The organism is Pseudonocardia parietis (assembly GCF_017876315.1).
Classification (GTDB): Bacteria; Actinomycetota; Actinomycetes; order Mycobacteriales; family Pseudonocardiaceae; genus Pseudonocardia; species Pseudonocardia parietis.
In genome coordinates this window covers 3,126,354-3,140,811 of sequence record NZ_JAGINU010000001.1, presented here as the reverse complement: position 1 = coordinate 3,140,811, position 14,458 = coordinate 3,126,354, and the positions used below count along the sequence as shown (strand labels likewise).

The window sequence follows — 14,458 nt, the reverse complement described above, 5'->3', positions numbered from 1 at the left end:
CGTTGCACGGGGGCCGGGGCACGGCAGGATGCCCCCGTGCACCCGCCCAAGACGCAGACCTTCGACCTCGACGACCGCGCCCAGTTCGACACCAAGGGCACCCGCCGCGCGATCGAGACGCTCCGCGAACAGGACTGGGGTCTCTACCTGTCCCGCCCGGTGGTCGCCCGGCCGAACGCCTGGTGGATCGAGTCCTGGGTGATCCCGGACCTCGGCGTCTGCCTGTCCGACTGGCGGTGGCGGCCGGGTCACGAACGCGACCAGGACGCCTACATCGACATCGCGTCCTTCACCCGGGACGGCAGGAGGATCCGGATGACCGACCTGTACCTGGACCTGGTGGTGCACCGGGGCCGGGCGACCGACGTGCTCGACACCGACGAGTACGTCGCCGCCGTCGCGCAGGGGCTCCTGGAACCCGGGCTCGCCGAGTACGCCCTGGAACGTTCGCACGCCGTGCTGGACGGGCTGGCCCGGCACGGGCACGACCACGAGGCCTGGCTGGCCTCGCTCGGTATCGAGCTCGGGCCCCGTGCCGACCCCTCCCCGCCCGCCGACCTCGCGGGCTGACCCGGGAGCTCCCCCGGAGCTCGGGAGGGCCGACAGTCGGAAGGGCGGCGCTCAGACCGCCGGGTGCTGGGCCGGGCCGAGCCCGACCGCGCTCGTCGAGGACCCGCCCGTGGAGCTGGTGCTGGTCGGGGTGGAACTCTCCGACGTCGTCGTCGGCGCGGCCGAGGAGCTGGTGGTCGTCGTCGGATCCGGCGAGCCCTCGCCGTTCGACGACGACGGCGGGGTGGTCGGCGGCGTGGTCGGCGTCGGGTCGTCAGTGGTCGGCGGCGGGGTCGTCGGCGGGGTCGTCGGGTCGGGCGAGCCCTCGTCGCCGCCACCGTCGTCGGGCGGGGTCGTCGGCGGCTCGTCCTCGTCCGGCGGCGGGTCCACCGGTCCGGGCCCGGGCTCGGGTGGTGGCGGCGGGGGCGGCGCCCCTCCGTCACCGGGCGGCGGCGCCGGGAGCACCGGTACCGGCGCGTCCGACGCGTCCGGTGTCCACGGTGCGCCCGGGGCGGGGGCGGTGCCGGGTCCCGGGGCCCGCTCCGGCACCCCGGCCTGCCCCGCGGCGGTGCCGGGGTCGAAGGAGGGCGGCAGCGCCGAGCCTGCGGCGGATGTGCTCGGGTCGACCGTCGAGATCCGCTCCGGCGTCGCCGGCGCCGTCTGGGGTGCGGCGATCGCGAACGGCGGCCCGACGAACGCCCCGTCCGGTGCGGCCGCGGTCGCCACCGCGGTGATCCCGCCGAGCGAGCCGACCGTGAGCACCGCGGCGGCCGCCGCGGAGGTCGCACGCCGGGCGCCCGCGGCGCGGCCGATGACCTCGTCGACGGGCGGCAGCGGGACCGCCGCCGCCAGGACGTCGTCGAGCCGGTGGAACTCGCGGTCGATGTCGCCGTAGCCGTTCATGCCCGTCCCCCCTCGACGGCGCGGGTGTACCCGCCGTCCTGTGGCGCACCGGGCGCCCCGACGATCTCCTCCAGCACCTCGGCCATGCCCTCGGTGACGATCTCGCGCCCCCGGGCCAGCCGCCGCCGTACCTCCTGCTCATCGACCTGCTCCAGGTCGGCGACCGCACCGGCGGACAGGCCGGCCATGTGGTGGAGCACGACCGCGCGACGGTCGGCCGGGCCGAGCCGGCCCAGAGCCTCCAGCAGCGCGCCGGTGCGCGGATCGGTCTCCTCCGGGGCCGGGCGACGGCGCCGCCCGAACCGCAGCCACCGGCCGCGCATCGAGGTCCGGATGGCGACCCGCCGGATCCAGCCGACCGCGGAGTCCTCACCGTCCGCCTGGGCGGACGTGCCCTCGCGGTCACACAGCGCACTCCACCGGCGCCATGCCCGCGAGTACGCGTCCTGGACCGCATCGTGCGCGTCCTGCGGGTTCAGCGTGATCGCGTAGAGCTGGGCGACCAGGCGCGGGTAGTGGGTCTCCAGGTGCGCGCCGAAGTCCGCGCGCAGCTCGCCGTGCGGGAGCGTGCGGTGCTGCTGCACCATCGCGCCGCTGATCGGCGGTGACTCCTCCGGCCAGCCGGTCCACGCGCCCTCGGCACTGACGTCGCCCCGGCCGTCGCCCGCGTACGGGTCGAACACGTACTCGTACTCGCCCGAATGGGGGTACCCAGGCACGCGACCGGGTTCGACGTAGCCGCCGTCCGCCCCGTGTCGCTGCGCCATCGTGCTCAACCCCGAATCCCCTCGTCGCCGTACCCGGGCCATCCGATCGACCGGCCGGCAGGCGGCGCGATCGGCGGGAACCCGCCCGTACCTCGGCGGAACGGAAGCGTCGACGCTCTCTCCCCGCCTGATCGGACAACGAGCGGGAACCGTTACAGAAACGGTCGGATCCTCACCCGGGCAGCACGCTCTACGTCACACGGCCGCCGCGGTTCACTCGTTCGGGTCGCCGCGCCACGCCGCCGTGTGCGCGGTGTAGCGGCGGGCGTCCGGGTCGTCGCTGTACAGCGCGGCCGCGGCACGCTTGCGCTCGGCGTAACCGTCCCGGGCACGCTCGTCGGTCCGGAGCCGGTCCCGGATGCCCAGGGCGTGCTCCCATGCCGGCGACCCGTGCACCCGGACGACGACGACCGCGGGTCGTCCCGGGTCGGCGGAACGGTGCACCAGCACGGTCCCGGCCCCGTCCGATTCCGCGTCCGGATCGGGCGGGAACCCCGCGGCGGTGAGCCGGTCGGCCACCGGCTCCGCGTCCGGCCGGGACCCGACCGCCAGCTGCAGGTCCAGGACGTCGCGGGCGGCGAGCCCGGGCACCGCGGTGGCTCCCACGTGCTCGACACCCCGGGCGAGCGAGCCGGCCGCCAGCCCGATCCGGTCCGCGAGCCGGCCTGCCTGTCCGGCCCAGTCCGGGTCGTGCCCGACGAGCCGGGGTGGACCGTCGGCGGCGGGACGGCCGAGGCGCAGGTTCTCCTCGAACGGGACGAGCCGCTCGTCCCACAGCGCGTCGACGCGGAGGCGGGTGGAGTCCTCGTCGCCGGAGTTGTCCAGCCAGACGTCCGCGGCGGCCCGCCGCTGTGCGTCGGTGGCCTGGGCCGCGATACGGGCGCGCGCGTCGTGCTCGGTCATCCCGCGTGCGGACACCAGCCGCCGGATCCGTTCCTCCGCCTCCACCCCCACCACCACGACCAGGGGGAACGCCGCCGCCATCCCGCCCTCGACGAGCAGTGGCACGTCCTGCACGACGAGCGCGTCCCGGTCGGCGCCGGCGAGGAGCTCGTCCGAGCGGACCCGTACCAGCGGATGCACGATGCCGTCGAGCGTCCGCCGGGCGTCCGGGTCGCCGAACACGATCGACGCCAGCGCCGGCCGGTCGAGCTCGCCGTCCGGGCCGAGCACATCCGCACCGAACGCCTCGACCACCGCCGCGAGCCCGTCGGTCCCGGCCGCGAGCACCTCGCGGGCGATCCGGTCGGAGTCGACCAGCACCGCCCCGCGTTCGACGAGACGGCGCGCGACGGTCGACTTGCCCGCCCCGATTCCTCCGGTCAACCCGATTCGCAGCACGCGATCACCGTATCGGCGCCCGATCCGGCCGGCGGACGGGTGTCAGGTGGCCCCCGGCGGAGCCGCGGCGGGTGCCCGGCCGGCCTGCGGAGCCGGTGCTCCACCCGCCGGGGTGCCGGACGGCTCGGCCGGCGCCGCCGACGGACGTGCCGCGGGCGGCTGGGTCGGCGCGAGTGCGGGGAGGATCCGCTGGGCCAGGTCCGGCAGTGTCTCGGCGGCCGGGCGGTTCTGTCCCGGCGCGGAGACCGGCAGGACGAACGTGAGCGTGTCGACGCCGTAGACCATGGCCAGCGTCGTCTCGTCCGGCCGCTCGATCAGCACCCCGGGGACGTTGCCCACGGTGATGTCGCGCGAGCCGATCGCGTTCGACCGCTCGGCGTTGGTGTTGAGCTGCCACTGCCGGGTCGCCGAGGCGGTGTCGCCGTACCGGCCGATGTTGAGCTGGTAGAGCACGGGGCCGCTGTTGCGCGCCGCGCCGAAGGCGTTCGTCTGCCCACCGGCACGGTAGGTGCAGGCGGTCCGCTCGGTCCGGTTCACCGACGGCTCCGCCACCCCGCGCACCGACTGGACCGATACCGATCCGAGGATCTGGCCGAACAACGCGCCGGCCTGCTCCGGATCCATCACCTTCGCGCAGTCGGTCGGCAGGGCGATCGGGATCGGCTCCGCGCCGGAGCCGGCGCTGTCGGACTCACCGGCCGCGAACGTCGGGACGGCGATACCGGCATCGCCCGAGGCGGTGCCACAGCCGGACAGCACGCCGGCGCCGAGGGCGATCCCCGCGAGCAGGGCCGCCTGCCGGCGACGGGCTCGGGGGGTGGGATGCAGGGACGTGCCGGATCGCGTCCGGCGGACGGAGCGGCCGGCCATGCTCACCAATCTAGGCGCCGAGGAAGATCGACTCCGCCGACGCAGCCGGAGTGTTATGGACCGGTGCCGAAACGTGATCTGCTCCCGGCGCGTCCGTCCGACACGCCGTCCGGCGACGACGGACGTCCACCGGCCGTTCATCCCGAGGTGCGGGCTGCCCCGACATACGCCGAGCCCCGGCGACCACAGAGGTCACCGGGGCTCGGTGCGATGCGGCGTCACGTGGGACGCCGGTTCCGGTCCGCGAGGGACCGGAGGGACTGATCAGGCCCCGCCGGAGAGCTTCTCCCGCAGAGCGGCGAGCTGCTCGTCGCTGGCGAGCGAACCGCCCGACTCGGCCTGTCCGCCACCACCACCGCCGCCGCCACCGCCGCTGGTGTGCTCCTCACCGCCACCCGAGGAGTAGTTCGCCGGAGCGACGTCGTCGCCACCCTCCGCCTCGGCCTCGGCGGCCTTGCGGATCTGCGCCATGTGCTGCTCGAAGCGGGCGTGCGCCTCGGCGTACTGCTTCTCCCAGGCGGCGCGGGCCTCGTCGTAGCCTTCCTTCCAGTCCCCGGTGTCGACGTCGAAGCCCTCGGGGTAGATGTAGTTCCCCTGGTCGTCGTACTCGGCGGCCATGCCGTACCGGGTCGGGTCGAACTCGGTCTCGGTCGTCATGCCCTCGTTCGCCTGCTTCAGCGAGAGGGAGATGCGGCGCCGGTCGAGGTCGATGTCGATGACCTTGACCATGGCGTCGTCGCCGACCTGCACGACCTGCTCCGGCACCTCGACGTGGCGCTCGGCCAGCTCGGAGATGTGCACCAGGCCCTCGATGCCCTCCTCGACACGCACGAACGCGCCGAACGGGACGAGCTTGGTGACCTTGCCCGGGACGATCTGGCCGATCGCGTGGGTCCGGGCGTAGAGGCGCCACGGGTCCTCCTGCGTCGCCTTCAGCGACAGGGAGACACGCTCGCGGTCCAGGTCCACGTCGAGCACCTCGACCGTGACCTCCTGGCCGACCTCGACGACCTCGGAGGGGTGGTCGATGTGCTTCCAGGACAGCTCGGAGACGTGCACCAGACCGTCGACACCGCCCAGGTCGACGAACGCACCGAAGTTGACCACCGAGGACACGACGCCCTTGCGGACCTGCCCGCGCTGCAGCTGGTTGAGGAACTCGCTGCGGACCTCGGACTGGGTCTGCTCCAGCCAGGCGCGACGGGACAGGACCACGTTGTTGCGGTTCTTGTCCAGCTCGATGATCTTGGCTTCGATCTTGCGCCCGACGTAGGGCTGCAGGTCGCGCACGCGCCGCATCTCGACCAGCGACGCCGGCAGGAAGCCCCGGAGCCCGATGTCCAGGATGAGGCCGCCCTTGACGACCTCGATGACGGTGCCCTCGACCGGCTCGTCGGCCTCCTTGAGGGCCTCGATCGTGCCCCAGGCGCGCTCGTACTGGGCGCGCTTCTTGGACAGGATCAGGCGGCCTTCCTTGTCCTCCTTCTGGAGAACAAGGGCCTCGACGAACTCGCCGACCTCGACGACCTCTGCGGGGTCGACGTCGTGCTTGATCGACAGCTCCCGCGAGGGGATGACGCCCTCGGTCTTGTAGCCGATGTCGAGCAGGACCTCGTCACGGTCGACCTTGACGATGGTGCCTTCGACGATGTCGCCATCGTTGAAGTACTTGATCGTCAGGTCGATGGCGGCGAGAAAATCCTCCTCCGACCCGATGTCGTTGATAGCGACCTGCGGCGTGGTCGGGGCGGCGGTGGTGTCGGTGGACATGTAGTGGGGTGCTCCGATGGATTTTCTGGCGTGGTCGGTCCGGTGCCCGTTGCTGCAGCAGCGCTCACCGGTTCTGATGCGTGTAGCTGTGACGTTGTAGCAGTCACCCTCTGGCGTCGATTCCCGTGGTCCCCTGCGTCGCAGCGGCGGACGGCCGCGCACGGGCGCAGAGCAGCGCCGGGCAGTCGTCCGACACGTTGACCACGATGCGCGAATCATGCTACGCGGCCCCGAAAGGCCCGGGCAATGCGGGTCCGGTAAACGGGCGAACGGTAGGCACTGCGACGATCGGGTGGTCATGAGCAGCCGCGACGAGTACTTCTCCGCCGAGGCCGCCGTCGGCACCGCCGGCGTCGTGCGGCGCACCGTCGGCAGCGCCGAGTCCGAGGCGGCCGGGCGTCGCTGGTGGGACGCCGACGCCGACGACTACCTGGCCGAGCACGGCGCCGACATCGGCGAAGCGGAGTTCGTCTGGTGCCCGGAGAGCCTGCACGAGGCCGAGGCGGAGCTGCTGGGCCCGCGCGCGTCGCTGGCCGGCAAGCGGGTTCTGGAGGTCGGCGCGGGCTCCGCCCCCTGCAGCCGCTGGCTGGCCCGCCAGGGCGCGCACCCGGTGGCCCTCGACGTCTCCGGCGGGATGCTCCGGCACGCCGCCGCGCTCAACGAACGGACAGGTGTCGCCGTACCGCTCGTGCAGGCCGGCGCCGAGTACCTGCCGTTCGCCGACGCCACATTCGACCTCGCCTGCTCGGCGTTCGGGGCGATCCCCTTCGTGGCCGACCCCGGGCGGGTGATGCGCGAGGTGCACCGGGTGCTGCGCCCCGGGGGCAGGTGGGTGTTCGCGGTGAACCATCCGATGCGCTGGGTCTTCCCGGACGACCCCGGGCCGGCGGGCCTGACGGTCACCCAGTCCTACTTCGACCGCACCCCCTACCTCGAGGTCGACGGCGACGGCCGGGCCACCTACGTCGAGCACCACCGGACGCTCGGCGACCGGGTCCGCGACGTCGTCGCCGCAGGCCTGGTCCTGGAGGATCTCGTCGAGCCGGAGTGGCCCGAGGGCCACGACCGGGTCTGGGGACAGTGGTCGCCGCTGCGCGGTGAGCTCTTCCCCGGCACGGCGATCCTCGTGACCCGCCGGCCGGGACCGGACGGCTACACGGGCACGACGGCGCCGGTCTCCAGCTCGTAGCGCGCCCCGACGATCGTCAGCCGGTCGTTGCACACCGCGCCGGACAGCGACGGGTCCGCCGTCAGCTGGGCCACCACCCGCCGCACGTTGGAGTCGACCGCGGCGGCCACGTCGGCGTCCGCGTCGGTCCCGTTCCCCACGCACACCGGGACGATGTCGTCGACCAGGGCGCCGAGCGTCGCCGGCGCGGGAGCCGGCGCTCCCCCGGCCACCGCCACTGCGGCCTTCACCGCTCCGCACTGCGAGTGACCGAGCACGACCAGCAGCGGGATGTCGAGCGCCCCGGCCCCGAAGGCGAGGGTGCCGCGCACCGCGTCGTCGACGACCTGGCCCGCGGTGCGGACGACGAACAGGTCGCCGAGCCCGAGATCGAACACCAGCTCGGCGGGCACCCGGGAGTCCGAGCAGGACAGGATCATGGCGGCGGGCGTCTGCCCGGCCACCGCTGCCGCCCGCTCCTCCGCGGACCGCCGGGGATCCTGGCGTTCGTCGCGCTGCCAGCGCCGGTTTCCCTCGAGCATCGTCGACCACGCCTCGGCGGCGGTCGGCCTGGTGTCGGCCATCTGTCCTCGTTCCGGTCGGTCCGTCGGTCGATTCAAGATCGCGGAACCGTGCGGTCCCGGCAACCGGAGGCGCCCGTGATGTGTCCGGCGCCGCTCCCACCGTGTGCCGGGAGCGACCGGGGAGAAGCCTAGGATCGTGGTGTGCCGATCGATCCCGCAGCCCTCCCCGAGATGCATCCCGAGCACGCCGCCGAGCAGCTCACGAGCCGGATGGGAATCGAGATCCTGAAGGCGAGCCTCGACGAGGTCGTCGGCCGGATGCCGGTCGAGGGCAACCGCCAGCCCTACGGGCTGCTGCACGGTGGCGCCAACGCCGTGCTCGCCGAGACCGTCGGCTCGACCCTCTCCGCGCTGCACGCGATGCCCGACCGGTTCCCGGTCGGCCTGGAGCTGGCCTGCACCCACCACCGCTCCGCCACCGCCGGGTACGTCACCGGGACGGCACGGCCCATCCACGTCGGACGGTCCACGTCGACCACGGAGATCGTGCTCGTCGACGACGACGGCCGCCGCGTCTGCACCGCGAAGCTGACCTGCCTGCACCGGGACACACGACCGCTCGTGTCCTGACGGTCGCCCCGTGACACCAGCGGGTCACGTCTCGGCCACACCCGAGTCCGAGACGTTCGTACCAGTCCGCTCCTCGGTTACGTTCGCCCCGGTCACCCAACCGGGTGCTCGAACGACGCCCCACGAGGACGGACGACGTTGTCTCCACTCCGCATTCCGCTCCATGGGAGCGCCGATCGCGTCAGGGGCCGTGCGGGGGTTCCGCGGCGCTCCCCTGCCCGGTCCGCGGTCCGTTGGCTGATCGGGCTGGTGATCGCGCTGATCGGCGCGGTCACCCTGTCCGGCACCGCACTCGCGAGCACCACGCCCCTGCCCGTCGCACCGTCCCCGGCGGTCGCCGCCGCGCCCGCGCAGGAGCAGGACGGCATCGACGTCAGCGGCACGCTGCGCAACCAGGCGGGCGACCCCCTGGCCGGCGTGAAGATCGTCGCGGAACGCGACGGAGCCCCGGCCGCCGAGGCGACCTCCGAGGCCAACGGCCGCTGGAAGCTCACCGTCCCCGCGGCCGGCAGCTACACCTTCCGGCTCGACGAGACCACGCTGCCGGCGGGCACCAAGGTGCTGCAGGGCGAGACCACCCGTGAGGTCGCCGACGGCTCGCTGAACACAGTCGTCTTCCGGTTCGGCGAGGAGGCCGAGGGCCTGGGCGCGAGCGGCTTCGCCACCTTCCTGCGGCTGCTGGTCGACGGCATCCGGTTCGGCCTGGTCATCGGCATCTCCGCGGTGGGCCTGTCGCTGATCTTCGGCACCACCGGCCTGACCAACTTCGCGCACGGCGAGATGGTCACCATCGGCGCCGTCGTCGCCTGGTACATCAACGTCGCCGGCGGTGTCCAGCTGATCCCCGCGACGATCATCGCGGTGCTGATCGGCGCCCTGCTCGGCGCGGCGAACGAGCTCGGGATCTGGCGCAGGCTGCGGCACCGCGGGGCCGGGCTGATCGCCCAGCTCGTCGTCTCGATCGGCCTCTCGATCGCGCTCCGCTACCTGGTGCTGATCGTCTTCGGCGGCCGCTCGGAGTCGTTCACCGACTACACCGCGCAGACGGTGCGGAACTACGGCCCGATCGCGCTCACCGACAAGGACCTCTCCGCGATCGGCATCTCGATCGTGGTGCTGGTCGCCGTCGCACTGCTGCTGCAGAAGACGCGCATCGGCAAGGCGATGCGTGCCGTCTCCGACAACCGGGACCTCGCCGCGTCCTCCGGCATCAACGTCGACCGGGTGATCCTGTTCGTCTGGATGCTCGGCGGCGCCCTGGCCACCCTCGGTGGCGTGCTGTTCGCACTGTCCGAACTGTCCAGCACCGTCCAGTACGAGATGGGCTTCCGCCTGCTCCTGCTGATGTTCGCCGGGGTCATCCTCGGCGGCCTGGGCACCGCCTACGGCGCGCTGCTCGGCTGCCTGATCGTCGGTGTCCTCGTCCAGCTCTCCACGCTCGTGCTGCCGCTGGACCTCAAGTATCTGGGTGGTCTGGCGGTGCTGATCGTGATCCTGGTGTTCCGTCCGCAGGGCCTGCTCGGGTCCAAGGCCCGGATCGGCTGAGGGGAACCCCATGATCGACTTCGGACAGCTCCTGACCGTCGGTTTCACGCAGCTGATCGGCCCTTCGGCGATCTTCTTCGCGCTGCTGGCACTCGGCCTGAACATCCACTTCGGCTACACGGGCCTGCTCAACTTCGGCCAGATCGGGTTCGCCCTGGTCGGCGCCTACGGCATGGGCATCTCGGTGGCGAACTACGGCGCCCCGCTCTGGCTCGGCGTCCTGATCGGCATGGCGTGCGGGGTCCTGCTGGCGCTGGTCCTGGGCATCCCGACGCTGCGGCTGCGCGCCGACTACCTCGCGATCGTCACGATCGCGGCGTCGGAGATCCTGCGCCTGATCACCCGGTCGACGTCCCAGACCGAGTTCACCGGTGGCACCCAGGGTCTCACCGGCTTCGGCGACGCCTTCGCGGAGGCCAACCCGTTCACCCAGCCGTCGTACATGATCCTCGGGCTGGAGATCCGCGGACCGGACCTGTGGGCGATCCTCATGGGCTGGACCGTCGTCGGGCTGTGTGTGCTGCTCACCTGGCTGCTCGTGCGCAGCCCGTGGGGCCGGGTGCTCAAGGCGATCCGCGAGGACGAGGACGCCGCCCGTGCGCTGGGCAAGAACGTGTTCGCCTACAAGATGCAGGCGCTCGCGCTCGGCGGCGTGTTCGGCGCCCTCGGCGGCATCGTGTTCGCGCTGGCGACCCAGTCGCTGACGCCGGACTTCTACTCGCCTCCCCAGACGTTCTTCGCCTACGCCGCGCTCATCCTGGGCGGCGCCGGACGCGTCCTCGGCCCGGTGATCGGCGCGATGGCCTTCTGGTTCCTGCTCTCGATCGCCGACGCGTTCCTGCGCCAGGCCACCGCGGGCGACGACCCGCTGCTGCCGTTCGTCGAGTCCCAGGACGTCGGCGCGATCCGCTTCGTGCTCGTCGGCCTGTTCCTGGGCCTCATGATGGTGTTCCGACCACAGGGCATCTTCGGACGCCGGAGGGAGGTGCTCGGCGATGGCCGCTGACCGCAACGGTGCCGACCACAACGGCGCCGACCGCAACGACGACGCCGACCACACCGAGATCACCCGCGACGTCGGTGACACCGGCGGCGCGGACGCCGCCGGCCCCGCACCCGCCCCGGCGGAGCTGCCGGACCCCGGCCACGCACTGGCCGGCGTCGCCCCGGAGCCGGGGGTCGCCAAGCCGGACCCGGTGCTCTCCGTCGACGGGGTCACCCGCGCCTTCGGCGGTCTCACGGCCGTCGACGTGGCGCACCTGGAGTTCCAGCGCGGCGCCATCACCGGCCTGATCGGGCCGAACGGCGCGGGCAAGACCACCCTGTTCAACCTGCTCACCGGGTTCGACCGGGCCGACAGCGGCTCCTGGGTCTACGACGGGGAGCCGTTGCAGTCGCTGCCCCCGCACCGGGTGGCCCGCAAGGGCGTGGTCCGCACCTTCCAGCTCACCAAGGCCCTGGCCGGTATGACGGTCATGGAGAACATGAAGCTGGGCGCCACCGGGCAGCGCGGGGAGAGCTTCCTCGGGGCGCTGTTCACCGCCTGGGGTACCCAGGAGCGCCAGATCACCGAGCGTGCGCGCGAGCTGCTCGCCCGGTTCACCCTGGACGCCAAGTCCGACGACCTCGCCGGCTCGCTGTCCGGCGGGCAGCGCAAGCTGCTCGAGATGGCGCGGGCGCTCATGATGAACCCGAAGGTCGTCATGCTCGACGAGCCGATGGCCGGCGTGAACCCCGCGCTCACCCAGAGCCTGCTGGGCCACGTCAAGTCGCTGCGCGACGAGGGCATGAGCGTGGTGTTCGTCGAGCACGACATGGACGTCATCCGCGACATCAGCGACTGGGTGGTCGTCATGGCACAGGGACAGGTGATCGCCGAGGGGCCGCCGTCGGCGCTCTCGTCGAACCAGGCCGTCGTCGACGCCTACCTGGGTGCGCACCACGACCAGGTCCTCGAGTTCGACGCCGAGGGCAACCCGGTCGGCGAGACCGCGGACCTGGCCGCCGAGATGGAGGCCGTCGAGCAGGGAACGGAGCTGCCGGCCGACGGGAGCGCAGAGGGGAAGCGGACATGACCGAGCAGACCCCGGCGGCCGACCGGGCCATGACGCCCGAGCAGGCGGCCACGGCCGAGGTGCACGACGAGCGGGCAGCGGGTGCGCTGGTGCGCGTCGACTCGCTCGTCGCCGGCTACGTGCCCGGCGTCGACATCCTCAACAGCAGCGACTTCTTCCTGCGCGACGGGGAGATCGTCGGCATCATCGGCCCGAACGGGGCCGGGAAGTCGACGCTGCTCAAGGCCATGTTCGGGCTGATCCCGGTGCGCAGCGGGACGGTCCGGCTGCGCGACGACGACATCACCGGCGCCAAGGCGCACGCCCTGGTCACCAAGGGGCTCGGCTACGTGCCCCAGCGGGACAACGTGTTCCCCTCGCTCTCGATCGAGGAGAACATGGAGATGGGCGTGTTCCTGCGGCCGAAGTCGTTCGCGAAGCGCTTCGAGGAGGTCGCCGACCTGTTCCCGATGCTGGGGCAGCGCCGCAGGACCAAGGCCGGATCGCTGTCCGGCGGCGAGCGGCAGATGGTCGCGATGGGGCGGGCGCTGATGATGGCGCCCTCGGTGCTGCTACTCGACGAGCCCTCGGCGGGGCTGTCGCCGATGCTGCAGGACGAGGTGTTCGTGCGCTGCAAGCGGATCAACGCCGCGGGCGTCTCGGTCATCATGGTCGAGCAGAATGCCCGCCGGTGCCTGCAGATCTGCGACCGTGGCTACGTCCTCGACCAGGGCCGCGCCGCCTACACCGCCGGTGGCCGGGCTCTGCTGACCGACCCGAAGGTCATCGAGCTGTACCTGGGCACCCTGGCCGGGAGCAGCGAGAAGAAGTGAGGCCCCGGCGGCCCCGTCCCGGTGTTGCACCGCCGGGACGGGGCCGCCGTCGTGGCGAGCGTGGCCGGCGTGGCCCGGGGGGCCCGCACGAGGACGGGGCGGGCCGTTGCCGGCCCGCCCCGTCGTCGTCGTGCTCCTGGTCAGCCCTGGGCACCCACGCGGACGTAGGTCACGTCGTCGCTGATGGTGTTCTCCGGGGTGAAGGTCTGCACCCCGTAGGAACCGGAGCCCGGCTCACCGGCGTCGGTGAAGTCGAGCGTGCCGGTGGCGCCGTCGTAGTCGACGTCACCGCCCCGGTCCAGGATCGCCTTGCAGCCGGCGTAGTCGGTGCACTTCTCGCCGTCCTTGGTGATCGCGTTGATCTGGGTCGCGATGTCCGGCCCGTTGGTCGACTTCGCCGCCTCGGCCGCCAGGGCCGAGATGACCACCGCGTCGTAGGACTCCGCGGCGTAGTTGAAGTCGGTCAGCGCCGGGTCCTGCTGCAGGAGCCGGTCCCGGAAGCCGCCGGACAGCTCGGTCAGCGGCAGGGTGCCCTTCATGCCGGCCAGCAGGCCGGGCGGCAGACCCTCGCCGAGTGCGTTGCCCATGTTCCCGTCGGTGCCGTAGACGGCCTTCTGGCCCGGGCCGATCTGGACCTCGCTCATGCGGGTCAGGATCCGCTTCGACTCGTCGAAACCGATGACGGCGATCGAGTCCGGGTTGAACTGCGCGACCTGGTCGATCTCCGGGTTGAACGACGCCGCGTTCGGGTCGTAGATGATCTTCGTGATCTGGTCCTGCGGGATCCCCGCGTTGACCAGGTTCGTCTCGGTGCTGTTCGCCAGGCCGGCACCGTACGGGTCGTTACGGGCCATGATGGCCACCCGCTGGCCGCCGTCCGAGGTGATCAGCTGGGCCAGGGCCTGGCCCTGCAGGACGTCCGGCGGCGCGGTCCGGAAGTACATGCCGCCGTCCTGCCAGCAGGTGAACTCGTCGGACGTGTTCGCCGGCGAGAACTGCACCACGCCGGCCCCGGTCACCTTGTCGATGACCAGCTTCGAGACACCGGACGCCGCCGCGCCGACGATGACCTGCGTGCCGGCCGCCAGCTGCCGGTCGACCGTCTGGTTGGCGACGTCGGTGGTGTCGTCACCGGAGTCACCGCGCAGGTGCTCGATCGGGTTGCCCAGAACGCCGCCCGCACCGTTCACCTCGGTGACCGCCACGTCGACACCCGCGAACTCCGGCGGACCGAGGAACGCCAGGCTGCCCGTCTCCGGGAGCAGGGAGCCGATCTTCAGCGGCGCGGTGCTCGGGCTACCGGTCGCCTGCGCCTGCGGCGGCGTGCACTCCGCACCGGCGGCGGACGGAGCCTCACCGCCACCGGCCTCCTCCCCGCCTGCTCCGGCGTCCCCACCGCCGCCACCGCATCCGGCCAGCACCAGCGACGTCACCCCGGCCAGAGCGGCGATTCGCCACGTTGATCGCGTCATACAAGATCCCCTTCGACCGCCCCCCGCCGTCG

The 14,458-nt window shown here is 72.6% G+C and carries 14 protein-coding genes; 7 read left to right on the top strand and 7 right to left on the bottom strand.

Translation table 11 applies throughout. From position 1 onward, the window contains the following. The first annotated feature begins 36 nt into the window (after positions 1 to 36). Positions 37 to 570: a ribonuclease FAU-1 family protein gene (locus JOF36_RS14930; protein WP_210027443.1), complete on the top strand. Its 534-nt coding sequence runs from the start codon at positions 37 to 39 to the stop codon at positions 568 to 570. A gap of 51 nt (positions 571 to 621) precedes the next feature. Here the strand turns inward: JOF36_RS14930 and JOF36_RS14925 are convergent, their stop codons facing one another. The 5 genes from JOF36_RS14925 to rpsA form a co-directional block, all read right to left on the bottom strand. Next, positions 622 to 1,452 carry a hypothetical protein gene (locus tag JOF36_RS14925; RefSeq protein WP_210027442.1) on the bottom strand — a complete coding sequence of 277 codons (831 nt, stop codon included), beginning with the start codon at positions 1,450 to 1,452 and terminating at the stop codon, positions 622 to 624. Further along, the gene (locus JOF36_RS14920; protein ID WP_210027440.1) at positions 1,449 to 2,219 is read right to left on the bottom strand and encodes an RNA polymerase sigma factor; all 771 of its coding nucleotides are present in this window, start codon (positions 2,217 to 2,219) and stop codon (positions 1,449 to 1,451) included. The genes JOF36_RS14925 and JOF36_RS14920 overlap by 4 nt, the downstream gene beginning before the upstream one ends. A gap of 213 nt (positions 2,220 to 2,432) precedes the next feature. Continuing rightward, entirely contained in the window at positions 2,433 to 3,560 is a 1,128-nt protein-coding gene (coaE, locus tag JOF36_RS14915) for a dephospho-CoA kinase (protein WP_210027439.1), read from the bottom strand. 42 nt (positions 3,561 to 3,602) lie between these two features. Further along, positions 3,603 to 4,430 carry a hypothetical protein gene (locus tag JOF36_RS14910; protein WP_210027438.1) on the bottom strand — a complete coding sequence of 276 codons (828 nt, stop codon included), beginning with the start codon at positions 4,428 to 4,430 and terminating at the stop codon, positions 3,603 to 3,605. A 264-nt stretch (positions 4,431 to 4,694) separates the two neighbouring features. Next, positions 4,695 to 6,200 carry a 30S ribosomal protein S1 gene (rpsA, locus tag JOF36_RS14905; protein ID WP_210027437.1) on the bottom strand — a complete coding sequence of 502 codons (1,506 nt, stop codon included), beginning with the start codon at positions 6,198 to 6,200 and terminating at the stop codon, positions 4,695 to 4,697. Between the two features lie 298 nt (positions 6,201 to 6,498). On the opposite strand from rpsA, the gene JOF36_RS14900 reads away from it, so the two are divergent. Further along, positions 6,499 to 7,389, top strand: a complete 891-nt coding sequence (locus JOF36_RS14900) for a class I SAM-dependent methyltransferase (protein WP_210027436.1) — start codon at positions 6,499 to 6,501, stop codon at positions 7,387 to 7,389. Here JOF36_RS14900 and JOF36_RS14895 read toward each other — a convergent pair. Beyond that, positions 7,353 to 7,952, bottom strand: coding sequence for a carbonic anhydrase (locus JOF36_RS14895; RefSeq protein WP_210027435.1), 600 nt, complete (start codon positions 7,950 to 7,952; stop codon positions 7,353 to 7,355). The genes JOF36_RS14900 and JOF36_RS14895 overlap by 37 nt on opposite strands. Positions 7,953 to 8,123: 171 nt before the next feature. On the opposite strand from JOF36_RS14895, the gene JOF36_RS14890 reads away from it, so the two are divergent. The 5 genes from JOF36_RS14890 to JOF36_RS14870 all read left to right on the top strand — a co-directional run bounded on the left by JOF36_RS14890 (position 8,124) and on the right by JOF36_RS14870 (position 12,954). Next, a complete protein-coding gene (locus tag JOF36_RS14890; protein WP_210035644.1) occupies positions 8,124 to 8,522 on the top strand; it encodes a PaaI family thioesterase in 399 nt (132 codons plus the stop codon). Between the two features lie 249 nt (positions 8,523 to 8,771). After that, on the top strand, positions 8,772 to 10,067 hold the full coding sequence (locus JOF36_RS14885) for a branched-chain amino acid ABC transporter permease (RefSeq protein WP_210027434.1): 1,296 nt from the start codon (positions 8,772 to 8,774) through the stop codon (positions 10,065 to 10,067). Positions 10,068 to 10,077: 10 nt separating this feature from the next. Further along, on the top strand, positions 10,078 to 11,073 hold the full coding sequence (locus JOF36_RS14880; RefSeq protein ID WP_210027433.1) for a branched-chain amino acid ABC transporter permease: 996 nt from the start codon (positions 10,078 to 10,080) through the stop codon (positions 11,071 to 11,073). Next, entirely contained in the window at positions 11,063 to 12,142 is a 1,080-nt protein-coding gene (locus tag JOF36_RS14875) for an ABC transporter ATP-binding protein (protein ID WP_210027431.1), read from the top strand. The genes JOF36_RS14880 and JOF36_RS14875 overlap by 11 nt, the downstream gene beginning before the upstream one ends. After that, positions 12,139 to 12,954: an ABC transporter ATP-binding protein gene (locus JOF36_RS14870; protein WP_245350836.1), complete on the top strand. Its 816-nt coding sequence runs from the start codon at positions 12,139 to 12,141 to the stop codon at positions 12,952 to 12,954. Before JOF36_RS14875 ends, JOF36_RS14870 begins: the two co-directional genes overlap by 4 nt. A 140-nt stretch (positions 12,955 to 13,094) precedes the next feature. Here the strand turns inward: JOF36_RS14870 and JOF36_RS14865 are convergent, their stop codons facing one another. Beyond that, positions 13,095 to 14,426, bottom strand: a complete 1,332-nt coding sequence (locus JOF36_RS14865; protein WP_210027429.1) for an ABC transporter substrate-binding protein — start codon at positions 14,424 to 14,426, stop codon at positions 13,095 to 13,097. Between the last annotated feature and the right edge of the window lie 32 nt (positions 14,427 to 14,458).

Coding starts and splice junctions, on each gene's coding strand:
- JOF36_RS14875 (WP_210027431.1), top strand. CDS start 11,063: ATGGCCGCTGACCGCAACGGTGCCGACCACAACGGCGCCGACCGCAAC.
- JOF36_RS14895 (WP_210027435.1), bottom strand. CDS start 7,952: ATGGCCGACACCAGGCCGACCGCCGCCGAGGCGTGGTCGACGATGCTC.
- JOF36_RS14890 (WP_210035644.1), top strand. CDS start 8,124: ATGCATCCCGAGCACGCCGCCGAGCAGCTCACGAGCCGGATGGGAATC.
- JOF36_RS14900 (WP_210027436.1), top strand. CDS start 6,499: ATGAGCAGCCGCGACGAGTACTTCTCCGCCGAGGCCGCCGTCGGCACC.
- JOF36_RS14920 (WP_210027440.1), bottom strand. CDS start 2,219: ATGGCGCAGCGACACGGGGCGGACGGCGGCTACGTCGAACCCGGTCGC.
- JOF36_RS14870 (WP_245350836.1), top strand. CDS start 12,139: ATGACCGAGCAGACCCCGGCGGCCGACCGGGCCATGACGCCCGAGCAG.
- JOF36_RS14865 (WP_210027429.1), bottom strand. CDS start 14,426: ATGACGCGATCAACGTGGCGAATCGCCGCTCTGGCCGGGGTGACGTCG.
- JOF36_RS14910 (WP_210027438.1), bottom strand. CDS start 4,430: ATGGCCGGCCGCTCCGTCCGCCGGACGCGATCCGGCACGTCCCTGCAT.
- rpsA (WP_210027437.1), bottom strand. CDS start 6,200: ATGTCCACCGACACCACCGCCGCCCCGACCACGCCGCAGGTCGCTATC.
- JOF36_RS14880 (WP_210027433.1), top strand. CDS start 10,078: ATGATCGACTTCGGACAGCTCCTGACCGTCGGTTTCACGCAGCTGATC.
- JOF36_RS14925 (WP_210027442.1), bottom strand. CDS start 1,452: ATGAACGGCTACGGCGACATCGACCGCGAGTTCCACCGGCTCGACGAC.